The 22,866-nt window shown below is 35.5% G+C and carries 23 protein-coding genes; 14 read left to right on the top strand and 9 right to left on the bottom strand.

Annotated elements, in window-relative coordinates:
- Nucleotides 1-73: 73 nt before the first annotated feature.
- Nucleotides 74-793: an iron-sulfur cluster repair di-iron protein gene (gene ric, locus VIX88_RS02725; RefSeq protein WP_064970931.1), complete on the bottom strand. Its 720-nt coding sequence runs from the start codon at nt 791-793 to the stop codon at nt 74-76.
- A gap of 94 nt (nt 794-887) precedes the next feature.
- Entirely contained in the window at nt 888-1,325 is a 438-nt protein-coding gene (locus VIX88_RS02720) for an RrF2 family transcriptional regulator (protein ID WP_064970933.1), read from the bottom strand.
- Between the two features lie 167 nt (nt 1,326-1,492).
- Between VIX88_RS02720 and VIX88_RS02715 the strand changes: the two genes are divergently transcribed.
- The gene (locus VIX88_RS02715; protein ID WP_064970934.1) at nt 1,493-2,200 is read left to right on the top strand and encodes an IMPACT family protein; all 708 of its coding nucleotides are present in this window, start codon (nt 1,493-1,495) and stop codon (nt 2,198-2,200) included.
- On the opposite strand, the gene VIX88_RS02710 is transcribed toward VIX88_RS02715, so the two are convergent.
- From VIX88_RS02710 to VIX88_RS02685, 6 genes are all read right to left on the bottom strand, one after another.
- Nucleotides 2,163-3,140: an FAD:protein FMN transferase gene (locus tag VIX88_RS02710; RefSeq protein WP_064970935.1), complete on the bottom strand. Its 978-nt coding sequence runs from the start codon at nt 3,138-3,140 to the stop codon at nt 2,163-2,165. The two genes, VIX88_RS02715 and VIX88_RS02710, sit on opposite strands and share 38 nt — an antisense overlap.
- Complete coding sequence (locus VIX88_RS02705; RefSeq protein ID WP_064970936.1) at nt 3,130-5,313, bottom strand: PepSY domain-containing protein; 2,184 nt, start codon at nt 5,311-5,313, stop codon at nt 3,130-3,132. The genes VIX88_RS02710 and VIX88_RS02705 overlap by 11 nt, the downstream gene beginning before the upstream one ends.
- A 5-nt stretch (nt 5,314-5,318) precedes the next feature.
- The gene (locus VIX88_RS02700) at nt 5,319-5,798 is read right to left on the bottom strand and encodes a DUF2271 domain-containing protein (RefSeq protein WP_064970937.1); all 480 of its coding nucleotides are present in this window, start codon (nt 5,796-5,798) and stop codon (nt 5,319-5,321) included.
- 8 nt (nt 5,799-5,806) lie between these two features.
- Nucleotides 5,807-7,297 carry an ankyrin repeat domain-containing protein gene (locus VIX88_RS02695; RefSeq protein ID WP_064970938.1) on the bottom strand — a complete coding sequence of 497 codons (1,491 nt, stop codon included), beginning with the start codon at nt 7,295-7,297 and terminating at the stop codon, nt 5,807-5,809.
- Nucleotides 7,298-7,388: 91 nt separating this feature from the next.
- Nucleotides 7,389-8,732: a hypothetical protein gene (locus VIX88_RS02690; RefSeq protein ID WP_237190396.1), complete on the bottom strand. Its 1,344-nt coding sequence runs from the start codon at nt 8,730-8,732 to the stop codon at nt 7,389-7,391.
- 9 nt (nt 8,733-8,741) lie between these two features.
- Nucleotides 8,742-10,100: a TonB-dependent receptor gene (locus VIX88_RS02685; RefSeq protein WP_237190395.1), complete on the bottom strand. Its 1,359-nt coding sequence runs from the start codon at nt 10,098-10,100 to the stop codon at nt 8,742-8,744.
- A 55-nt stretch (nt 10,101-10,155) separates the two neighbouring features.
- On the opposite strand from VIX88_RS02685, the gene VIX88_RS02680 reads away from it, so the two are divergent.
- A complete protein-coding gene (locus VIX88_RS02680; protein ID WP_010891297.1) occupies nt 10,156-11,034 on the top strand; it encodes an IS982-like element ISRa1 family transposase in 879 nt (292 codons plus the stop codon).
- Here VIX88_RS02680 and VIX88_RS02675 read toward each other — a convergent pair.
- Entirely contained in the window at nt 11,014-11,949 is a 936-nt protein-coding gene (locus tag VIX88_RS02675; RefSeq protein WP_237190394.1) for a TonB-dependent receptor, read from the bottom strand. The genes VIX88_RS02680 and VIX88_RS02675 overlap by 21 nt on opposite strands.
- A gap of 204 nt (nt 11,950-12,153) precedes the next feature.
- Between VIX88_RS02675 and VIX88_RS02670 the strand changes: the two genes are divergently transcribed.
- From VIX88_RS02670 to VIX88_RS02615, 12 genes are all read left to right on the top strand, one after another.
- Nucleotides 12,154-12,795: an alpha/beta hydrolase gene (locus VIX88_RS02670; protein ID WP_109475544.1), complete on the top strand. Its 642-nt coding sequence runs from the start codon at nt 12,154-12,156 to the stop codon at nt 12,793-12,795.
- A 47-nt stretch (nt 12,796-12,842) separates the two neighbouring features.
- The gene (locus VIX88_RS02665) at nt 12,843-14,264 is read left to right on the top strand and encodes an L-serine ammonia-lyase (protein WP_214194007.1); all 1,422 of its coding nucleotides are present in this window, start codon (nt 12,843-12,845) and stop codon (nt 14,262-14,264) included.
- Nucleotides 14,265-14,430: 166 nt separating this feature from the next.
- The gene (locus VIX88_RS02660) at nt 14,431-14,760 is read left to right on the top strand and encodes a PadR family transcriptional regulator (protein ID WP_014937251.1); all 330 of its coding nucleotides are present in this window, start codon (nt 14,431-14,433) and stop codon (nt 14,758-14,760) included.
- Nucleotides 14,761-14,778: 18 nt separating this feature from the next.
- Nucleotides 14,779-16,458: a PspC domain-containing protein gene (locus VIX88_RS02655; RefSeq protein WP_214194006.1), complete on the top strand. Its 1,680-nt coding sequence runs from the start codon at nt 14,779-14,781 to the stop codon at nt 16,456-16,458.
- Nucleotides 16,459-16,669: 211 nt separating this feature from the next.
- Nucleotides 16,670-17,242, top strand: coding sequence for a 1-acyl-sn-glycerol-3-phosphate acyltransferase (locus VIX88_RS02650; protein WP_014937249.1), 573 nt, complete (start codon nt 16,670-16,672; stop codon nt 17,240-17,242).
- A 14-nt stretch (nt 17,243-17,256) separates the two neighbouring features.
- Entirely contained in the window at nt 17,257-17,679 is a 423-nt protein-coding gene (locus VIX88_RS02645; RefSeq protein ID WP_064969859.1) for a PaaI family thioesterase, read from the top strand.
- Nucleotides 17,680-18,672 carry a chorismate-binding protein gene (locus tag VIX88_RS02640; RefSeq protein WP_014937247.1) on the top strand — a complete coding sequence of 331 codons (993 nt, stop codon included), beginning with the start codon at nt 17,680-17,682 and terminating at the stop codon, nt 18,670-18,672.
- A 12-nt stretch (nt 18,673-18,684) separates the two neighbouring features.
- Nucleotides 18,685-19,314, top strand: a complete 630-nt coding sequence (locus VIX88_RS02635) for a Crp/Fnr family transcriptional regulator (RefSeq protein WP_014937246.1) — start codon at nt 18,685-18,687, stop codon at nt 19,312-19,314.
- An 82-nt stretch (nt 19,315-19,396) separates the two neighbouring features.
- Entirely contained in the window at nt 19,397-20,125 is a 729-nt protein-coding gene (lptB, locus tag VIX88_RS02630; protein ID WP_004919463.1) for an LPS export ABC transporter ATP-binding protein, read from the top strand.
- Nucleotides 20,126-20,141: 16 nt separating this feature from the next.
- Nucleotides 20,142-20,714: a cob(I)yrinic acid a,c-diamide adenosyltransferase gene (locus VIX88_RS02625; protein ID WP_214194005.1), complete on the top strand. Its 573-nt coding sequence runs from the start codon at nt 20,142-20,144 to the stop codon at nt 20,712-20,714.
- 7 nt (nt 20,715-20,721) lie between these two features.
- Entirely contained in the window at nt 20,722-21,351 is a 630-nt protein-coding gene (locus VIX88_RS02620; protein WP_214194004.1) for a thiamine diphosphokinase, read from the top strand.
- Nucleotides 21,352-21,464: 113 nt separating this feature from the next.
- Nucleotides 21,465-22,856, top strand: coding sequence for a decarboxylase (locus VIX88_RS02615; RefSeq protein ID WP_004919458.1), 1,392 nt, complete (start codon nt 21,465-21,467; stop codon nt 22,854-22,856).
- Nucleotides 22,857-22,866: the final 10 nt, after the last annotated feature.

The raw sequence follows: 22,866 nt of genomic DNA, 5'->3' as shown, positions 1-22,866 counted from the left end.
TGATTTTTTTCAAAGGAAGTGTACTTGAAAATACACTTCCTGTTGATATAGAGTGTGTTATTTAGAAATATGATTAGTTTGAAAGTTCACTTTCTAATTTTATTGCGTTAGGGAAAAGAATATTGTTTTCTATATGAATATGACGATGCAAATCATTCTCAAACTCTTCAAGCATAGCATAGGTAACTTTGTATGTGCTACAAGCGTCTGCAGGTGGTGTATAATCAGATGTTAGTGTAGCAATTTTTCTAAAACGCTCGCCTTCTGTATCGTGTTCGTGCTTCATCATATTAACTGGATTTTCTACTGCTCCAAAAGGGGCTGCCACAAAAGGTTTTCCTGATATTTTGGTATTTACCATGACTCTTATGAAAGGGAAGAGAATGAGTTCTTCTTTTTTTAAATGAGCTGATAAATCTTGAGCTGACTTATTAAACAATGTTTTTATCTCAAGAAGTTCAGGGTGTCTTTGTCCGTGAACTTTACAAAGCTTTTCTAAAAAGGCTTGTAGGATAGGGATTTTTTCTTCCACATAGCGGTGATGAGTTTTTTCTACATAATCTACTAGAAGATCTAGTGGGAAAGATTTGAAATCTATCTCAGCAATCTCTGTAGAAGGTATCTGTGCCAAATCATCGTAAACCTTTTGTGGGTTTATATTTTTTTTCTCACATGCTTCAGCAATGGTGCGGTCTCCTTTACAGCAGAAGTCTATTTTATATTTTTTAAATACAGTAGCCGTTCTGAAGTCGTCTGCTACTATTTCACCGATTAGTTTGGTTTGTAAATTCATAAGATTCATTTTTTATTAAAAAGTTATTGATTATTTAATATTTTTATTGAGTTTTTATTTCGGATAATTTTATCGTTTTTTAGATTAAATTTTTTTAAACCTCTAATAATTTTGATTTTTTGTTTTTTACATCTATAGCCATTTCGAAAAGTGTGGTTGTATCTAGCATTTTGCAAAGTTCATTTCTTACACTCACATATTTAAAATGGAGTGGGCATGGGTTACTCTCATCACATGAAGAAAATCCTAGGCTACATGAAGAAAGTATAGAGTGGCCATCTATTGCGATTACAATATCTTTTATTTTAATATTCTTAGCTCTTTGTTCTTCAATTTCAAAGCCACCGTATGGTCCTTTTATAGAATTCACGATGTTATGTTTGGTAAGAGCACTAAGTATTTTTGCTGTAAACGCTTCAGGTGTGCCTACCTTTTTGGCTACGTCTGCTACCTTTACCTTACGATTTTGCATAGACTCTATAGTGATATAAGCACAAGCTCTTATTCCGTATTCACAGGCTTTGGAGAACATTATATTTTAAATTTTATGCAAATGTAATAAAAATTCTATTTAAGACAAATTTATCTTAAATGAATTTATTTGAAGATTAGCAATTATTATAAAACCGCCTCACATAAAGCTAGTAAAGCTCTTAAAGGGTTAAGAGTGTAGTATTTTTAAACATTGTGGCGTTTTGTATGACTAGTATTTATTCTTATTTTTGTGTTCATTTTTTACCTAAACTAGAGCTATTGTCGTCAGTTATTTTTGAATATAAAACCATTAGTAAGCCTATAGAAAATATCCTTTTGAAAGAAAAAGGAAGTAAATTCTTAGGCTATGCTTATCCTGTAAATAATGAGGAAGAACTAAAAGCGTGTTTGGATAAAATAAAAGAAGAGCACCCTAAAGCAACACACCATTGCTATGCCTTTAGGCTAGGGCTTAATGGAGAAAATTATAGAGCAAATGATGACGGAGAGCCTTCTGGTAGTGCGGGTTTACCTATTTATAATCAACTTTTAGCTAATGAGCTTACTCAAATCTTACTAATTGTGGTAAGGTATTATGGAGGTACTAAATTGGGTGTAGGTGGCTTGGTAAAGACTTACAAAGAATCGGCTAAGATGACGCTAGACGAAGCAGAGATTGTTACCAAAGAACTTGAAACACAAATAAGAATAGAGTTTCCCTTCAGTCTTCAAAATGTGATTTTTACTTTGTTAAATAAAAATGAGGCTCAAATAAAAGAATTTAATGCTGATGAAAATTGCAGTATTGTTGCTTCAATAAAAAAGGCGAAGGAAGATTCTCTAGTAGAGCAATTTTCCGAAATTCATCAAGCCAAAATAAAGGTGTTAGATCAAGCTAAGGCTTTAGATGGCGTATTTTCCCTTGGTCTGTGATGAGGTAAGCGGTATATTTTGGGTATTTTTTAATGAGTTTTTTACCATTCTCAGCTCCTAGAATCATTAGAGAAGTACTTAGCAGATTACAGATTTCTGCATTTTCGCCCACTACTGTAACACTAATAGTTCCTGTAGAAGGATAGCCGGTAAGTGGATTTATGATATGGCTGTATCTTTTATCATTAAATAAAACATATTTTTCATAATCTCCAGATGTGGTTATGGCTTCGTTATAGAGTTTTAAAACTTTTATGGGCAGGTGTTTTTGGTAAGGGTTATGTATGCCGATACGCCAAGATTTGGAGTTTTTGTTTCCCCATGTGGTAATGTCTCCAGAAGCATTGATGAGCACTGATAAAGCTCCTTTTTCTATCATTTTTTCTTTAGCTTTATCTGCTGCATAAGCTTTTCCTATAGAGCCAAAGCTTATCTTCATACCTTCTTTTTCTAGAAAAACACTCTGGTCTTTAGCGTTGAGGATGAGATGCTGATAACCTATATTTCTAGTAGCTTTTTGGATATCTTCAAACGAAGGGAGCGAGGTCATACTACCATCAAATCGCCAAATTTTATCCATAGAAGCATAGGTAATATCAAAAATACCACCCGTTATTTCGGCGTAATTTTTAGCTCTTTGTGTAATGTCAAAAACCTCCTTGGGAACGATGATAGGTTGTTTCCCCGCGTTTTGGTTGATTTGGGATATGGGAGTGTTAGGTAACCAATCGGAGAGGAGATGTTCTATTCTGCTGATTTCTTCAGCGGCTTCTTGGGCTAGAGTGTGTGCGGTAATACTGTCTTTCCCTACTATTTTTATTTGGAAACTACACCCCATTAGCACGGTGTCTTTAACAGCTAGATGTTGCGAGAAAAAAGTTGAAAATAATAAACTGAATAGTATGAGGAAACTTTTATTAAGGATAGATTTAGTAAACATCGGATAAGATTTGATGGTTATTTTTAAAATAGGTGTAATTAGGCGTATAGTATTTTTCAGAATAGTTGTTGATAGCGGTTTCTATATCTGATAGAAGTTCTACAGAACCACATACCATCATAATGCCACCATCTTCTAGTGAGGCTATAATCTGTGCCAAATCATCTATTATATATTTAGTAATTCTATTGCCATTAGTATCTCTAGAAAATGCTAACTGATAGCTAGTCAGTTGATTGTTTTTGATGTAAAGGTTTAAGTCTTTTTCCATTTCAGAAATAATGGAGGTACGATGTCTAAATCCACCGTAGAGATAGATTTTCGTTAAAGAAGTATTTTCGGCTATCATACCCAAAAATGGAGCTATACCAGTACCGTTGGATATTAGATGAACCGATTTTGTTTTTTTAGGAAAATGGAAATGTTTGTTTTGGATAGGTGTTGCTTTAAGTTTATCACCTATGGTTAAATTATAGAGGAAATTAGACCCCAATCCGTTAGGGATAAGTTTTACCCATAGAGTTATAGAATTATTTTGTTTAGCGACAGAGTAGAGCCTGGGTTGGTTTTCCGTAGGTGTTATTTCTAGCAAATCTCCAGATTGGAGTGGCGTTTTAACAAGAGGTTTAAGGGTTATTTTAAATAATTGGTTATGTGTACACACTTCGGTTTTGTCTAACACTTTAAGTTTTATCTTTTTTTTGAGTTTTAATCTGTAAAAAGATTCCGAAGTATTGAGTTGATATTCTGGGAAATATTCATTCCAATACTGTACCCATTCTAGAAATGCTGTTGGTGATTTTTGATTTACTTTTACTAACGGCAAAGCGTTTTCAAAGGTTTCTTTTTCTTCCAAAATAGAGGCGATGTGAGTAGCATAAGCATTGTATTTAGGATAGTTTATAGAGCCAAATCCCACGATACTGTATTTCATTTTGTGAGGTTGTATAATGGTATTTAGCTTTTTTTCAAAATGTATCGCACTAGAAGGAGCTTCTCCATCACCATAGGTGGAGGCGAAACATAGTAAAAAACGCCCTTTAGGATAGGTGGTGTAGTGGTTCATTTCGGTAAGGTAGGAGCGGAGACCTAGGTCTAAAAATTGCTGATGAATTTTATTGGCAAACTCTAGAGTAGTGCCACCATCGGTGCCTACTAGAATGATGTATTGTGCTTGATTGGCTTGGAACGGATTTTTAATTTTCTTCTTTTTCCTTTTCCACCAAAGTAAGATGCCAGAAAATATAAAGAGTGGAATGCTAAGGCTGCTGAAAAATAAAACTATTGCCCATATAAAATGGATTTTGCCTGTGTGGATAGCCTTATTAAGTCCTTCAAAATTTTGTAGTGCGGTTTGGTTTTGTTTTGATATAATTTCTCCTGTAAATTGATTGATAGTGAAAGTAGCTTCTTTGGTGGTAAGTTCGTAATATTCTTCCTCATCTTCAAAAAGTGGAAAACTCAATTTTTTAACCTCTATGAGAGGGGTGTTTTTAAAGATTTCAAATTCTGATGGAGAAGAGGTGTTTTTTGATTTGGTTTTGAAAGTTTCTATTGGAGCAGGCGTAGAGCGTAGTACCTCAAATCTAAAGAGGAACAGGATACTCCCCGTAAATGCGATGATGAATAGGGGAATACCTAGCCATTTTCCACCTATAAAGTGTATGAAATCTACTTTGGTATTTGTTTTAGCATTGTATAGTAAGCGGTTGCCTTGTCTTCTGTAAAGCAATATCCCACCAGACAAAATAGACAGTAAAAATAGGCAGGAGGTAGCTCCTATGATGCCTCTGCCTAGTTCGTGTAAGAATAAAGAACGGTGTAGGGTGTTCGCCCAGCTGACCCATTGATGACTTTTTCTAGGTGGTGCTATAAGTTTGCCATTAGATGGGTTGGTAATGCTTACAACGGTGTTGAGGTCTTGGTTAAATCCCTCTACAATAAGTACTTGTTGTTCTACTTTTAGTTCTTGTATTTCAGAAAAAGAAGGTTTAATGTTTTTAATGGCATCAGAAATGGAAATGTGAGCAGGGAATTGGTGTGCTTTATATTCAGATTTTTTTACCATTTCGTCTAATGCCAAAATGCCTCCTGTAACGGAGGCTATAATGAGTAAAGTAGAAATAGAACAAGCTAACCCCAAGTGTAAATAACGCCAAATAGCCGTCTTCATCTAAATTAAATTTTATTAAGTTTAATAAATCTTATGTAGCCCTTACCTTCATATTTTTGACTGATTTCTGCATCTGTAAGTGGAATTTCTACATCTTTTATATGGTAGTCTTGGTCTTCCACGGCAGATTCAAATCTTATTTTAAAGCCTTTGTTCATCCATTGGGAGTCTATTTCAAAAACTTTGGCAGCTCTGTTTCCAGGAGATACAGAAGCTCCTGTGATGGCATCTAGTTTTTCTTTTTTAACTTTTTGGAACTTATGCCACTCTTTAAGTGTATTGTACCATTCGGCATCATCGCCCATTACGGCTAGTGTTTTTACATAAACACCTTTAGCATTGACTAGAGATGCTACAATGTAGGCACCTTCTCCTTTGTAATTTTTGAGCTGGAGCATACATTTATAATTTGTTTTTTGAGCTAAAGCTAATGTGCTTACCAGTGTAAAAGCTAAGATTAAACTATTTTTTAATGATAATTTCATTCTTTAATTTATTTTAAAAATTCTAATTCTGATTTATTTTTCCCTAAGATTTCGTTCTCTATGGCTAGGTCATAAGCGGTTTCGTCTAATGATGTTTTTAAGGATTTATCGCTTCCGTTTTCTAGCAATAGTTTTATCATTTCTAAATCTTTGCTTATCATTGCAGAGAGGTGTAATGCGGTTAAGCCTTCGTTGTTTTTAGCGTTGATGTCTTTAATGTAAGGTTTCATTACAGCTAATAATTTAGGCTCTTGTTTTTGGACTACCAAATGAGCTAATGTATTTCCGTCTTCTTGAGGCTTAGTTAAATCAACCCCTTTGTCTGTAAGTATTTTTATTTTTGAAATGATGCTTTCTAACGCATTTTTATCTCGTTTATTGTAAGATTCTACAAGATAAAGTCCTAGATGGTTTCCTTTTTGGTCTGTTGTATTGATGTCTGCTCCCTTCTTGATAAGGGTTTCTACAAGTTCTGGACTGGCATACTGTACACCAAAACCTAGAGCAGAAATACCTTTCTTGTTGGTAGCATTTATTTTACCCACTCCTTTGGAAAGCATAAGTTGAACTAAATCAGTTTTATTCCTTTGGAAAGCCTTCATTAGAGGAGTGTCTCCTTCTTGGTTGGCTTGTTCATAAGAAGTACCTTGTTCTATAAAAAATTGTACCATATCATCATTGATTCCTCTACCCGAAAGTGCATAATGTAGAGCATTATTACCTTCGGCATCTGTTGTGTTGATAGATATTTTAAGGTCATTGATGAGGAAATTGAAGAAAGGAGCAACTTCTTGCCATTTTTTACTTCCTCTTGCTGCGAATAATAAGGCTTCGGAGCTAGGTTTAATACCTTTTTCGATAAGTTTTTTTAGTAAGTTAAGATTTTGTCCTTTGGAAGCATAATCGGCAATGTTTCTGCCGAGATTATCTTTAACCTCTAGAGGAACACCTTTGCTTAGAAAATAGTTTGTAATGGTTAAGTTTTCATCATCGTTAGAAATAGCATAATGGAAAATTTCGGCTCCGTCTTTATACTTTTGTCTGATGTTAACTCCGTGGTTTAAAAAGAGGTCGTAAATTTTGGTGTCTTTAAGTCCGCCCAATGTAGCATAGGCTAAAGGTGTATTACCTCTACTATCGGTATGCTGTACAGAAGCTCCTTTTTTCAAAAGCCATTCGGTAAGTTCTGCATTGCCTTTAAACGCTGCCCAATGAAGGTAAGTTCTACTGTCGTGAGTGCTTTTCGTGATGCCATTTCCTTCAAGGTCTATAAGGTATTTTATAACTTCTATAGGAGCGTTTTGAAGAATGGCAAGAGTGGTAGCATCAAAGTTGGCAGGATTGGCTTCGGCAGGGTTATTTCCTTTTTTTATTTCGGTTTTTACGGTTTCTAGTTGGGGTTTGTTTTCCCAGAAGTTTCTTTCTAGAAGAGTGTTTTGTGCGATAGCATTAGAGAAGATAAGTCCTAGTCCTAATGCTAAAAATTTTTTTATTTTCATTTTTTTAATGATTTAATGATTGATAAGCGAAAAAATCAGGAGTAGAGAATAAATAGCTCTAACTCCCGATTTTATATTCAAAGCAAGTAAGTTAGAAAGCTCCTATGAAGTGATTTCCAGTTTTGTTAATCAGTTTAGCTCCTTTGGTTACGCTTCCAGTTTTGCTGTTGAGTATGTAGATGTTACCATCTTTACCTACAGGTGCAAAGGTAATAAATACTTCGTCGCCATCTACTACCATACCTTGGTATTGGAAGAAGTATAAATCTGCATCGTAAGGTAAATCTACTTTAGAGGCGGTTCTAGCCTTTAAATCTACTCTAGCTAAGAAGCTTTGTTTTAAATTGGTAGTGGCAGAGGTAGGTGCATCTATATGAGTGTACATAACATAAGCAATGCCATTACCAGCATATCTCCAACATTCTATATAAGAGCCTTTAACTCCCAAAGCAGCGTCTAGACTGAATACATAAGAATTATCGTATTCGTTGTCCGAATTAATTTTTAGGATATGAGAGCCTTTAGAATCTCTTTGTGTCGCTTGGTAGATGTTGCCATCTTCTCCTAGGAAGCTATTGAAACTTCTGTAGCCACTAGTATCCCCAAAGCCTACTGTAGAGGTAATCACTTTAGGATTTTTAAGCGAAGGGTAATCTACAATAACCGATTTAGAGCCTAATCTTTCAAAAGTACTTTGGTTGGTTCCTGTAGCGGGGTTAGTTTTTCTTAACCAAGTACCTATAATAAGTTTGTTTTTAGCTTTGTTTAGAGTAGGAGCATCTAGTCTAAAGATATGATGCCCTAGCTTTTCTTCTTCTGCACTGAGTGGTATCTCAAAAGAAGTATTATTAGTGATGAGAGATTCTTGTAGGTCTAGCGATACAATACTAGCGATACCTCTAGTGTATTGGTACACATTGTTTTCTCCTGTTTTCACAACTGGGGTTTGTACATTTACGGCTACCCCTGTTTTGTCTCCATCAAATAATTTTACCCATCTAGGAGAGGTAGTTGCATATTGAGAGATATTAACTTTAGCACCAAATTCCTCAAATACATTACCTCCTTTTACTCTGTATCTAGAGTATTCGCCACCGTTAGCTCCAGCATAGGCGATATTAAACATAACTGTGCCGTCTTCTGAAGATTGTAATCTTGCAGTTCTTTCAGACCTTACTAAGAAACCATTTTCAAAAATGTTGAAACTCTTATTGGGGTCTTTAGCGTCTTGTTTAGAAATAGAGTAGAGGATGGTACCACCGTTGCCGTCTCCTACATTTTGTCCCATAATGGCTCCTGCTACGGTAATCATTCTTTCGGAGGTAGGAGTCTCAGAGGTTGTTGTGGCAGTCTCGTCTCTATTACAACTAGTAAGTCCTAATGCTAATCCTAGAACTAATGCAGGCTTAGCTAAATTTAAAATTTGTCTTTTCATTTTTTTAAATTATAGATTATTAAATTGATAATTGATTTTCATAAAAAATGCTCTTCCAGGCTTTTGTACTGCAAAATTGTCAAACGCTTGTCTGTTGAATAAATTTCTTACATCTAGGCTAACTACCCATTGTTTATTTGGAAAGAAATAGCTCATACCAATGTCGTGTAAGTATTGTCTTGGGGTTTTAAAATTTTCGTAGCCTACGATATTTTTACTAATAACCCAAATATTATAAAAGCTATCCACGAATTGGAAATTATAGTGCATTTTAAGTTGTGATTTTTTTTGGAGAAAATCATTTAGACTATAGTTAATAAAGGCATTAGCCGTCATATATGGTTCTCTAGGAAGTTGTTTTCCATAGAGGGCTAGTATATTACCATTGTTATCATATTTATTATTGTATCTTGCATCAAATCTGGAGAAATTACCACCGATATTGAGGTGTTTTTTATAAAAATAGTTAAGCTCTATATCTACACCTTTAGAAATTGTTTTGCCTAAGTTTTCAAAAGGCTCTACCTGTATAGCATCTGTAATATTGGTGGCCATTCGTCTTACGATTTTGTCTCTGGTATCTCTTATGAAAAAGTTAGAAGATAACGATAGACTATGATGATTGAGTTGATAAGGACCTATTTTGAAACCAATGTTATAGTTATGGCTCTTTTCGGGTCTAATGTTAAAATTAGGGATAATATTTTCTCCAGCTTCACCAAATACTTCGTTTTCGTTAGGCAGTCTTACCGCCTTTTCTGCGGAGGCTAAAACAACGATGGCAGGCTTTATAAGATAAGAGAGGGTACCTCCAAAGCTATGTTCTCTAACGGTACTATTATTGATTTCGGTATATCTAATGATTTGGTTGTTAGCTATATTAGCTCTGTTGTCTATTCGTTCTATATCTTGTTGGAAAAGTTTTCCGTAAATATTAGTTTTTAATTTATTTCTGAAAGCGTTGGTTTCATACGATAACGAGCTGATATTTTTTACTAAGTTTCTTTTAGGAGTAAACTCTCGCTCTAGGGGAGTTAGTATTTCATCATCTTCCTCTCTTTTTATAGACTGGAATAGATGGCTAAATACAAAACGGTGATGGCGATTGATACTATAACTAACATTAGCTCTGGAAGAATAGATGGCACTAGTGATGTTGAGCATCGTCCTTTTGCCTTGCTGTGCTCCTGTGGTAGAAAGTATAGGTTGACCTTGGTTTCTATCTAACAGAACTTCTCCTAGCCAATTGTATCTATGTCTTACGGTGTCGTTAGTTAGCCGCTCTCTGTGGCTGTATATACCTTGTATATTAACATCAAGCTCTTTTAATAAGAAAACCCGTTGTGCATTATGAAATGAAAAAAACAAGAGTTGTTTATTAGACTGAAAATCAGTATATTGTTTTTGCTATAAAACGGTATAAATGAACAACTTAGAGCAAATATATGAAAGAATTTTGGAAGTTTTAGGACTTTTTTCAGAAAATCAACTGATTAGTTATCAGAGAAGAACACCTAAAATGAGCGATTTAGAAGTCATAAGTCTTAATATTACTGCTGAATACTTGAGTATTGATAGCGAATTACAGTTATTTAGAAAATTGCCAAACTCTCTGATAAACAAAATTGAAAGAAGTGTTTACAATAAGCGAAAACGAAGACTATCCCTACAAACAGAGCAAATTAGACAGCGTATTTCGATGGAGTTCAATGAGTTTGAAGATATTTTTATCGTTGATAGCATGCCAATGAAAGTTTGTGAAAACGCTCGTTCTACTCGTTCAAAAATTTGTAAAGAGCAATCCTATTCTTCACCAACATATGGTTATTGTGCTTCACAGAAATTATATTTCTATGGCTATAAACTACACGCAGTATGTTCTTTAAATGGTGTGATTAAGAATTTTGATATAAGCCCTGCATCCGTTCACGACATCCACTATTTAAAAGATATTGGTGAGCAAATGCGAAACTGTACTTTAATTGGAGATAGAGGCTATTTATCAGCAAAAGTTCAAATAGATTTATTTAACTATGCTAATATTAAATTAGATACACCAATGAGAAGTAATCAGAAAGATTATATTCCTCAATTTTCATTGTACAAGAAAAAGCGAAAACGAATTGAGACATTTTTCTCTCAACTTTGCGACCAATTTATGATTAAAAGAAACAATGCTAAAACTTTTGAAGGCTTTAAAACAAGGATAATCAGTAAAATAACCGCCGCAACGGTTATTCAATATATCAATAAATTTATCTTCCAAAGAAAATTAAATCATCTAAAAATCAGTATTATTTAAAATGCACAACGAGTATAAGAAATTCTTTTTACGATAATCCAAAGTAAATACATCAGCATCTGAAGTCACAGACCTACCTTTATAAGGCACCGTCATATAAACACCGTGTTGTATCTCTTTGTAAGAGTTAGTTTTATTATAACTAAGCATAAGTTCATCAGCCCATTTTACATTAGAAAATCCTATAGAAGTCAATATTCCTCCAGCAGAAAAAGCATCATTAAATCTTCTAGCTACAACAGGCTCCATTCTTCCGTTAGGGAGTGTAATTTTTATAAAATCTCCCCATACTTTATAATCGTTGTCAGAATAGTTGTAGAATCCATTGAATTTTGTAGTGAAGCCAGATTTAGAGGCTCTATAAGTACCATTCATCTGAGTTTGTATGGTATTGAATGACCCATAAGATACAGAAGCATTGAACTGATTTTTAATGTCGTTTTTCAATATGATATTGATGACACCACCCAAGGCATCATCAGCGATACTTCCTGGCACAACACCCTTATAAACCTCCACTCTTTCTATCATTGCAGTAGGGATACTATTGAGGTCAAAAGATGCTCCGTAGGTAGATGCAGGTACTCCGTTAATCATTATTTTAATGGCGTTACCAGACATTCCGTTAATATTTAGGTTGATATCAGAGCCCAATCCACCGTTTTGCCTTACCCTTACTCCTACACTTTTATCCAGTAGTTCTACAGTTTGTACATTTCTTAGCGCTATTTCTTTGGTTTCTATCACGTTTACAGCAAACCCTTTCTTTTCTATTTCGGATTTTACAGATTTTAGTTTGGTAAATCTAACTTCTTTAATATCTCTATGTCGGGTACTATCTCTCAAATGTATTTTGTGGTTTTGAGAGATTCCTAAAAAGGGAATGAGTACTAGATATAATGCTAATTTCTTCATAGCTGAATAAATTCTTCGCAAAAGTAAATTTAATTTAGAATTAGTACAAATAAAATCTATGATTTATGTCATAAATTTTATATTAGTAGAGCTAAAGTGTTGGTTTTTAAGATTAGTAATGTTGTATGAAGGCATTTTTTGAAGCTAAGATGGTTTAGCATAAATTTTGCTGAAGCTGGGAGATATACTACTTAAAAGAACAAAATGAAATTATATATTATCAGTGGGTTGGGAGCCGATTTTAAGATTTTAGAAAATATCAAATTTCCAGATACTGTGGAGCCTATCTTCATTCCGTGGCTTATTCCTGAAAATAATGAGAGTTTTGAGCATTATGTCTGCAGAATGGCAGAAAAGATTGATTTTTCTGAACCATTTGCACTCCTAGGATATTCGTTTGGAGGTTTTGTAGTGCAAGAAATCAACAAAAAAATAAAACCTGCAGAAAAGGTGGTGTTGTTAGCCTCTATAAAATCGGACTCCGAGATGCCAAAATTGGGTTATTTTTTCAAAAAAATGAGGCTTATAAAACTTTTGCCTATTTCTTTTTTCTCAGAAAAATCAGTTTTTGTGTATAGTTTTATAAGAAAATTTATAGAAGCCGATAGCCCAAGGGTAGATAAATATTTTAGAGTGAGAGACCCATATTATCTCAAATGGAGTTTGGACAAGATTGTAAACTGGGAGTTTGAAAAAACAGAAAATATTGTCCAAATTATGGGAGATAAAGATATCGCGTTCCCAATACAAAATTCTCAACCAGACTATATTATAAAGAATGCAACGCACCTTTTTCCTGCTACCAAAGCGAAGGAAGTATCGGAAATTTTAAGAAAAATTTTTTAAGCCTACCTTAATACTTTATATTTGTTGCACTAAAATTTATAATGCCGATGCAATCAATAAGTGTTTTTGAAATCATTAAAGTAGGGATAGGACCTTCTAGCTCCCACACGATGGGACCATGGAACGCTGCAGAATTATTCTTAGATTTGATAAGAAGACATCGTTCCATACAAGAGGTAGATGAGGTTTTTGTGGAATTTTTCGGTTCTTTAGCTAAAACAGGGGTAGGACACGGAACTGATATCGCTGGAATGCTAGGACTTTGCGGAGAGAATTTTAAAACTATAGATACTACCAAAATAGACGAGAAAATAGATGCTATTAAGACTTCTCAAAAATTAAACTTAGGGGGAGAGAAAGAATTACCTTTTGTATATGGTAAACATCTCGTTCTTAATATGAAAGAAAATTTGGACTTTCATCCTAACGGAATGATTTTTAAGGCTGTTTTTAATGATGGGGAAGAAATAATCCAAGATTATTACTCTGTAGGTGGTGGTTTCGTGGCGACCAAAGAGGAAAATACTTTGGAGCAAAGCTGTATCAGAACTTTGTATCCTTGTCATAAAGCGAAAGACATTATCCATTATTGTGAAAAACTGAACCTAAAAAGAATTTCGGATTTAGTTAAAATCAATGAAGAGGCGTGGCGTACTCAAGAAGAAACAGTAGCAGAAGCCTTGTATATATGGCAACAGATTAAAGAATGTGTTTATAAAGGCGTTAATAAGGAGGGTGTTCTTCCAGGTGGACTTAATGTTTCCCGAAGAGCAGCTAAGCTCAACCAGAAACTTTTAGGCGAAAACGCTCAATATCATAATATAGATGAATGGTTTAATCTCGTGGTAAATTCTGAGAGGAGTTTTAATACCATCAATAAATGGGTGTCTTGCTTTGCTTTGGCGGTAAATGAAGAAAATGCCAGCTTTGGAAGAATTATCACGGCACCTACTAATGGAGCGAGTGGCGTTATTCCTGCGGTGCTTATGTATGCACAAACTTTTACGGAGTTCAATTCGGAGGAAGATGTGATTCGTTTCTTGTTGGTGGCAGGCGAGGTAGGTACTTTGTTTAAGAAAAACGCAACCATTTCGGCAGCGGCAGGTGGTTGTCAGGCAGAGATAGGCGTATCGTCTGCGATGGCAGCAGCAGGTCTTGCGGAAATATCAGGTGGGACGCCAGAGCAAGTATTGATGGCTGCGGAGATTGCTATGGAGCATCACTTAGGCTTAACTTGCGACCCTATTAAAGGTTTGGTTCAAATTCCGTGTATTGAAAGAAACTCTATGGGAGCGATGAAGGCGATTACAGCAGCAAATCTTGCTTTAGAGAGCGACCCTAAAGCGGCAAAGGTAAGCCTAGACGATGTTATAAAATCTATGTGGGAAACAGCTCAAGATATGAATGCTAAATATAAAGAAACATCGGAAGGAGGTCTTGCTATCGCGGTAAATGTAGCGGAATGCTAATAAAAAATACCTTTTGAAATTAGATTGAAACTCTGGCTTTTAGCTGGAGTTTTTTTGTGGGTTAGAAAAAAATTAATAAAAAACACTACTTTGTATTGCATAATAGTAAATTTATTTTATATCTTTGTACTGTTGAAATAGTTTAATAGAATAAAAAACTAAACCTATGAATATAGAAAATGCTAAAGCTCAAATGAAAAAGGGTATTCTAGAGTTCTGTATTTTAGACCTTCTTAGTAAAAAGGAAATGTATGTTTCCGATTTAATGGGAGTGCTAAAAGACGGAGACTTTGATGTGGTGGAAGGTACGCTCTACCCACTACTTACCCGACTTAAAAACGGAGAGTTTCTCTCTTACCGATGGGAAGAATCTACAGGAGGACCTCCTAGAAAGTATTATCAAATTACGGATAAAGGCAAAGTTTTCTTAGAAGAGTTAAGAACTACTTGGCAAGAACTCACACAAGCGGTAAACAAAATCACTCAAAAACAATAACCTCTAAACACTAAACAAATGAACAAAACATTATCAATAGGACTGGCTGGTTTTTCTTTTATGATAGAAGAACACGCTTATATCAAACTAAGTGATTACTTAAAGGCTCTTAGAAATTCTCTAGATGCAGAGGAGGCTGATGAGATTATGTATGACATAGAAATCAGAATTGTAGAAATATTTAAAGAGAGTCTAGGTAGGAGAGAAGTGGTAAATGATGCTGATGTAGAGAAAGTAATTGCTCAAATAGGAAGACCAGAACAAATAGAAGAACAAGAAGAAGATTATCATAACACCCAAAAGACTACCCAACAAAGAACTAAGGTGTCAGAAAGACAATTGTTCAGAGACCCAGAAAGAAAAAAAATAGCAGGAGTATGTGCAGGTATGGCGGCTTATTTCGGAATGGATATGACTGCTATGAGGCTTATTTGGTTGGCATTATTTCTAATTTTGATTCCATTGCCAGGGTCTCCAATGCTTATGGTATTAGTCTATGTGGTTTTTTGGATTATTCTTCCCAAAGCAACTACGGCAGCAGATTTTCTGAAGATGAGAGGGGAGCCACTTAACTTTGATAATTTGAAAAATGAATCTAGCAAAATAGTAAAATTTGCTAACGATTCTACCCAACGCATCAATGAGGTGTATCAGGATACTAGACCAGTCATCAACGAAGCGGGGAATAGTATTCTAAATGCGTTAAGGTATGTAATTGGCGGTTTTCTAGGACTGCTAGGCTTGGTATTTTTAGCAGGAGCATTTATGGTGTTTGGAGTTAGTGTTACAGGCACGGGACTTACTTTGCCAGGGTTTGTAGGGTTTTATATAGATGATACTAATATAAAATTTGCGGGACTTGCCTTAGCTTTTGTTACGATGCTTATACCTGCACTGATATTCATCTTTTTATCTATCAAGTTATTTTCTCCTAAAACTAAGCTGAAATATGTGGGATACATTATAGGAGCGTTGTGTTTTGTTTGGTTAGTATTACTAGGAATTACAGGGTTTTCCGCAATGAATTATCAAAGCAATTTTAGAGGTTCTAATGAGGAAACAGATAATATAGCCATCAATACCACTTCTGATAGCTTGTGGGTAGGGACTAACAAAGTGAACATACCACCACAGTTCAAATCTTACTGGAATAGCGTGTACTCGGATAACAAAACTGTTTTTGAAGAAGACGGATATCCGTACATTGAAATTGTGAGAAAAGATACTGTAAAAACACCTTATCTTGTGGTTAAGAAAAGAGCTTCGGGGTATAATTTACCGTTGAGAGCGAATATTCCAGTAAAAGTGGAAGGTAATAAAATATTCATACCTAACTACTTTAGTTATCCGTACCAAGATAGAATGAGAAATTACAGCATAGATTACGAATTGGTAGTTCCTAGAACGATGAAAGTTTTGGAAATGGAAAACTCAAAAGTTAACCTTAGCGAAGATGACGAGAATAGAGATAATCAATCCAATAATTCTCACAGTTCAAATAGCAAAGTGTTTAATCAAGCCTCATTCTCTTTCAGTTCTGGTGGTAACCACATTAGCTTTAATACTGCGGATAGTGATTCTATCACCGTTAATGGTAAGAAATACGATGAGAAAGAAGCCGAAAAAGTGATTGAAGGACTTAACCTAGATGGTGATGATATTAGCGACATTATCATCAGTATAAAAAACAGAAAATAAGTTTTGAAGTTGACAATAAAAACTTATATTTGCTAAAAATAATCACCATTAAAAACAAGATATTATGATACAATTGGTCTTAGAACTCATCACTAAGTTTATAGATTTCGTTTTTGGGATATTCTTTTAAAATAGATTTAGTATAAAATAATTACCTTTGCAGATAGCCTAAAGTTTTTGGGCTATCTGTTTTGTTTAAAATTAAAATACTATGAAAAAAATACTAGCGAAAATCATTCTTAAAATTATAGGTTGGAAGGTGGTTTTAGACGGAGATGTTAATAATCTAGACCGCTGTATTCTTGTGGTGGCTCCACATACACACAACTCGGAGTATATGCTGGGCAACTTGGCGTATTGGTCTTTAGGGAAGCCTCTTAAGGTAATTATTAAAGATGCCCATACTAAAGCGTGGTACGGGGGCTTGATAAAGGCAATAGGCGGTATTGGGATAGACCGTAGCCAAAGGAACAATTTGGTAAACTTTGTCGCAAAACAGTTTGAAAAAGAAGATTTTTCGCTGGTGATTACTCCAGAGGGAACTAGAAGCTATGTAGAAAAATGGAGAAAAGGGTTTTATCATATGGCTTTGGCGGCTAAAGTACCTATTGTAATGGCTTCGGGAGATTTTAGAACCAAAACCATCTATTTGGGTAGGAAGATAAGTCTAGAAGAAGTACAGACAAAACCTTACGAAGAAATACTTAAAATAATCGGCGATTATTTCGTGGAGCGAAACATCGTGCCTAAAGTACCAGAAAATTGGAATCCTAACATTCAATAATCATTTCTAGAACGATGGAAGAAGCAAAGAAAAAAGAAATATTAGAGTTCCTTAATCATTGGGGCGAGATGCATATGGGTAAGCTGCTAGACATCGTGTTTACCGATGTTACTGAAGACACCCTTACTGCCACGATGCCTGTAACCGAAAGGGTGCATCAGCCATTTGGGATTTTGCACGGTGGGGCAAGTTGTGTATTAGCGGAGACGCTAGGTTCTTGTCTGTCTGGCATCAATGTGGACGCATCAAAGTTTTATGCGGTGGGGACTAACATCAACTCTAACCACCTCAGAAGTAAAAAAGACGGAATACTCACTGGTGTTGCCCGATTTATTAGAAAAGGCAGAACGGTACACGTTTCTGAAATAGAAATCAGAGATGAGAAAGGAGTGCTTATCAACCATACTACAATGACTAATAATATTATAGCGAAATAGATGCAGAGAGATTCTGTTTTTTATAGACTACCTAATACAACAACCATTTATACCTTATCCGAAGCCTCTACTGGAGCGGAAGATGAGGTTTCTTTTTTTGATTTTGATGGTTATCAAAGATATTCGTTTAAAGGAACCACTAAAGAAATTTCTGCCGAGGAGTTACAATCTTTAGACTATTCTTCTACCGAATTAAAGGCTTTATCAGATTTAGCCGAAGCTGATGAGGACGAAAATACCTACTTAGGAAAGATAGCCCAAGTGGTAGCGTTTATCAAGACGCACCGTTTACCCAAATTGGTAATTTCTAGACGAAAAATACTAGATTTTAACGGTAGAGAAGCATCGCTTACTGCTACTTTTTTAGCCTTATGCAAAGCCTATCCTTCGGCTTTGGTTTATTTATTTATTCGTGATGGCAAGTGTTGGGTAGGAGCTACGCCCGAAACTTTAGGCGAGTATGACTTTAATAGTCATCAGTTCAATACGATGAGTTTGGCGGGAACGCTGCCTCTAAACGAAGAATGGACCGACAAAGAGCTAGAGGAACAAAAACCCGTAACGGATTACATTAAAACCACGCTTACCAAATACTCGGATAGGGTAGAAGTATCCGAAACTTATACCGTGCCAAGCGGTTCTATAAAGCACCTTAGAAACGATTTTGTGCTAGAAGTTGCCGCAGACCAAGTGCCGTATATTATAGAAGAGCTGCACCCTACACCAGCCGTTTGTGGTATCCCAAAAGCATTTTGTAAGGAAAGCATCAAGGCGTTTGAAAGCCACTCTCGAGAGCTTTATTCGGGATATATCAAAATAACCCATCACAATGGTGTGTTTTATTTTGTAAATCTTAGGTGTGCAGAGGTATATCAAAACAAGGCTTTGGTGTATGTAGGTGGTGGCATAAACGCTAAAAGCCTACCATCAAAAGAATGGCGAGAAACAGAGCTAAAGGCTTTGGTGATAGAAAATCATTTGGTGTTAAAATAAAAATCTTACGAGATGCAATTTAGTCAGCGTGTTAATAATCTTTTCGAACCAGAACTCATAGAGGAAATTTCTTCTGTAGGAAAACTAAAATTAGCCGAAGAAGGCGAGGTAATCATCAATGTGGAGCAGCCTATTGTCTATATGCCTATTGTGATGAGCGGAACGCTAAAGGTCTCTATGATAGATGATAATGGTAAAGAGCTGCTGATGTATTATCTTAACGCTGAAGACGGTTGTGCTATGACTTTTACCTGCTGTATGCAGGAGAAGAAAAGCGAGATTATTGCGGTTGCAGAAGAGCCTTCGGAACTTTGGATGATACCTATGGAATATATGGATAAGTGGATGATGAAATATCCTACTTGGAAATCCTTTGTTATGATGACAATGCAAGACCGATTTATGAAGATCATTAAGGCATTGGATATGGTGGTTTTTAATAGTTTAGATACAAGGCTACTTAATTATCTTAAAGAAAAATCTAAAACTATAGGTAAAACGGTGCTGAATGTTTCTCATGAGCAGATAGCTAACGATTTAGCAAGTTCTAGAGTGGTAATAAGCAGAATGCTCAAGAAATTAGAAAATGAAGGTAAGGTATTGCTGTACAGAAATCAATTAAAATTACTTGGTGAGTGGTAATTTACCATTATCAGTTTAGCTCTTTTTGATAAAGGAAATCTAGACTATTATATGTTAAAGAAATATCTCTATATTTGTACTTATGATTTTACGGGGAGATAATTTAATTAAAGAATACGGACCTAAGAAGGTCGTAAAAGGCGTATCTATAGAGGTAAAGCAAGGCGAAATAGTAGGGCTTTTAGGACCTAATGGAGCAGGTAAAACCACTACCTTTTATATGATTGTAGGTTTGGTAAAGCCAACGCAAGGCAACATATTTCTAGACCAGCAAAACATTACAAAAGATGCTATGTACCGTAGAGCCCAAAAAGGGATAGGTTATTTGGCACAAGAAGCCTCTGTGTTTAGAAAGCTCTCCGTAGAAGACAATATTATGGGAGTACTACAACTTACCAAACTTTCTAAAAAAGAGCAACGCCTAAAGTGCGATGCACTTATAGAGGAGTTTTCATTGGAGCATGTGAGGAAGAACAGGGGGGACCTGTTATCGGGTGGAGAAAGAAGGCGTACTGAAATTGCAAGATGCTTAGCCACCAGTCCTAATTTTATTTTACTAGATGAGCCTTTTGCAGGAGTTGACCCTATTGCAGTGGAAGATATACAAAAAATCGTGAGGTCTTTGGTGGAGAAAAATATCGGTATCCTTATTACCGACCATAATGTGCAACAAACTCTAGCCATTACCAACAAAACTTATATTATGTTTGAAGGTAAAATTCTAAAGGAAGGCTTACCAGAAGATTTAGCCAATGACCCAGAGGTAAGACAAGCCTATCTCGGAGAAAACTTTAGGTTTGAAAAGATTTAACATTGATATTCGCTGAATGAAAATTTATACAAAAACAGGCGATAGTGGAGCAACCTCTCTCTATGGAGGTACAAGGGTTTCTAAAGCTCATCTTAGAGTGGAGGCCTATGGTACTATAGACGAGCTTAATGCGTGTCTAGGTGTAGCAAAATCTTATATTCAAGAGGCAGAAGTTTTAGAGCAATTTAAGGCCATTCAGTTTGATTTGTTTACACTTGGCTCAGAGTCTGCAACGCCTGTAGATAAACTTTTCTTAGCGAATGGTAAATCTAGACTTCCGTTAGTTATAGGTCAAAACGAAATAGAGACTTTGGAGCGTTGGATAGACGCCTTTGATGAACAGCTAGAGCCGTTACAATTCTTTATTTTACCAGGAGGAGGCAAGGCTTCGGCACATTTGCATGTGGCTAGAACGGTTTGTAGAAGAGCAGAACGCTATTTAGTCGCTTTAAGTGAACAAGAAGAAGTAAGAGCAGAACTTATAAAATACCTCAATCGTTTGTCTGATTATCTGTTTGTATTAGCGAGATACATTTCTCATTTACACCACGAACCAGAAGAGTATTGGAATCCTAACGATAGACCATAGAATAACAATGGCTAAAGAACCCAAAAAAGCAATTTTATACATCAATGGCGAACCTCCCAAACAGTTGCCACCTTATTCGGAGGAGGATATTTGGGCGTGTACCGATGGAGCTTGGAGTTATCTCAAACAAAAGGGCGTTACGGCGGAGCAGTTGGCTTTTATTTCAGGTGATTTTGACTCTGTTGTTTCTTTAGAAGATCTTCCAAGTGAGAAGGTAATTTCTACACTCAATCAGGATTTTACAGATTTTTATAAAGCCTTAGACCTTCTTAAACAGAAAGGGATTACTAAAGTAGATGTTTACGGAGCTAGTGGCAAAGAGCAAGATCATTTTTTAGGTAATTTAACCGTAGCCTATCAGTTTAAGGAAGAGATAGACATTACTTTCTACGATGATATGGCAACTTATTTTTTTATTCCTCAACAGGTGGAACTAAAGGAGGTAAAAGGTAAAACCGTTTCTTTGTATCCTTTTCCAGAAGCTAAATCTATTGTTACTAGAGGGCTTAGGTGGAGCCTTAATAAAGAGGATTTATCTATCACCAGAAGGATAGGCACCAGAAATATAGCCGATGAAGATACCGTTTTTATCAGCTACGCTAGTGGGAGTTTGCTCGTATTTTTGAGTAAAGATTAGTTTATATAGATTGAAATTTCTTTTAAATATTTAACCAAAAATTAGGTGATAGCTGAGGTATTACTCAAATTTTTTTAGCATTTTTGCATAGATAAAAAATTCGATCAAGTATAATGAAAATTAAATATTCGGAACTAATAGACCAAACGCTTTATTTTCCACAAGAAGAGTTTAGTTATGAGAATGAAAGTCTTCATTTTCATGGGATTAACCTAATGGAAGTGGTGGAGAAGTTTGGGACACCTCTAAAGATAAGTTACCTACCAAAGATTTCTCAAAATATCCAAAGGGCAAAAAAATGGTTTTCGGAAGCCATTGCTAAAAACGAGTATCGCAATACATATCGCTATTGTTATTGCACTAAATCTAGCCATTTTTCTTTTGTGCTAGAGGAAGCTCTTAAAAATGATATTAGTATGGAGACTTCGTCTGCATTTGATATGGATATTGTACGAAAACTCTACGATAAAGGTAAGGTAACCAAAGATATAGAAGTGATTTGTAATGGTTTTAAAACCGATGATTATTTGGAGAAAATATCAGATTTAATCAATGAAGGTTTTGAGAATATTACACCTATCCTAGATAATTACAGAGAGCTGGATAAACTTACAGAAAGTATAGATACTACCTTTAATATCGGGATTAGAATTGCTTCCGAAGAAGAACCGAAGTTTGAATTTTATACCTCTAGATTGGGGATAGGTTATAAGGATATTATCCCATATTACAGTCAGAAAATAGCGGAACACCCTAATGCAAGGCTGAAAATGTTGCACTTTTTCATCAATACGGGGATTAAAGACACCGCTTATTATTGGAACGAACTCTTTAAATGCTTACGAGTGTATGCAAGGCTTAAGAAAATTGCACCAGAGGTAGATTCGCTTAACATAGGTGGAGGGTTTCCAATTAAAACCTCGCTCAACTTCGATTACGACTATGAGTATATGGTGAATGAGATTGTTTCTCAAATTAAAAAATTCTGCGAAGAGGAAGGGGTAGAAGAGCCTAATATCTATACCGAATTTGGGTCTTTTACCGTAGGCGAAAGTGGTGCTAATCTGTACCAAATTATCAGTCAGAAAAGACAAAACGACCGTGAGAAATGGGATATGATAGACAGTAGTTTTATGACGACTCTGCCAGATACTTGGGCTATTTCTAGACATTTTATTATGTTGCCACTCAACCGTTGGGAAGACAGTTATGAGAGGGTGTTTTTAGGAGGTCTTACTTGTGATTCTGATGACTACTACAACTCCGAACAGCATACTAATGCCATCTATCTCCCTGTATTTAGCGATACCAAGCCTCTTTATATAGGGTTCTTTAATACAGGGGCTTATCAGGAGAGTATTAGTGGTTATGGAGGGGCACACCACTGTTTAATTCCTCAACCAAGACACATTTTAATTACTAAAGATGAAGAAGGAAACTTTGTTTACGAGCTATTTAGAGAAAAACAAAGTCCAGAAGATGTACTTAAACTGGTAGGCTATTAAAAAATAATAA

It is taken from the genome of Riemerella anatipestifer (assembly GCF_035666175.1).
Taxonomy (GTDB): Bacteria; Bacteroidota; Bacteroidia; order Flavobacteriales; family Weeksellaceae; genus Riemerella; species Riemerella anatipestifer_D.
This window is presented reverse-complemented; position numbering and strand designations above follow the sequence as displayed.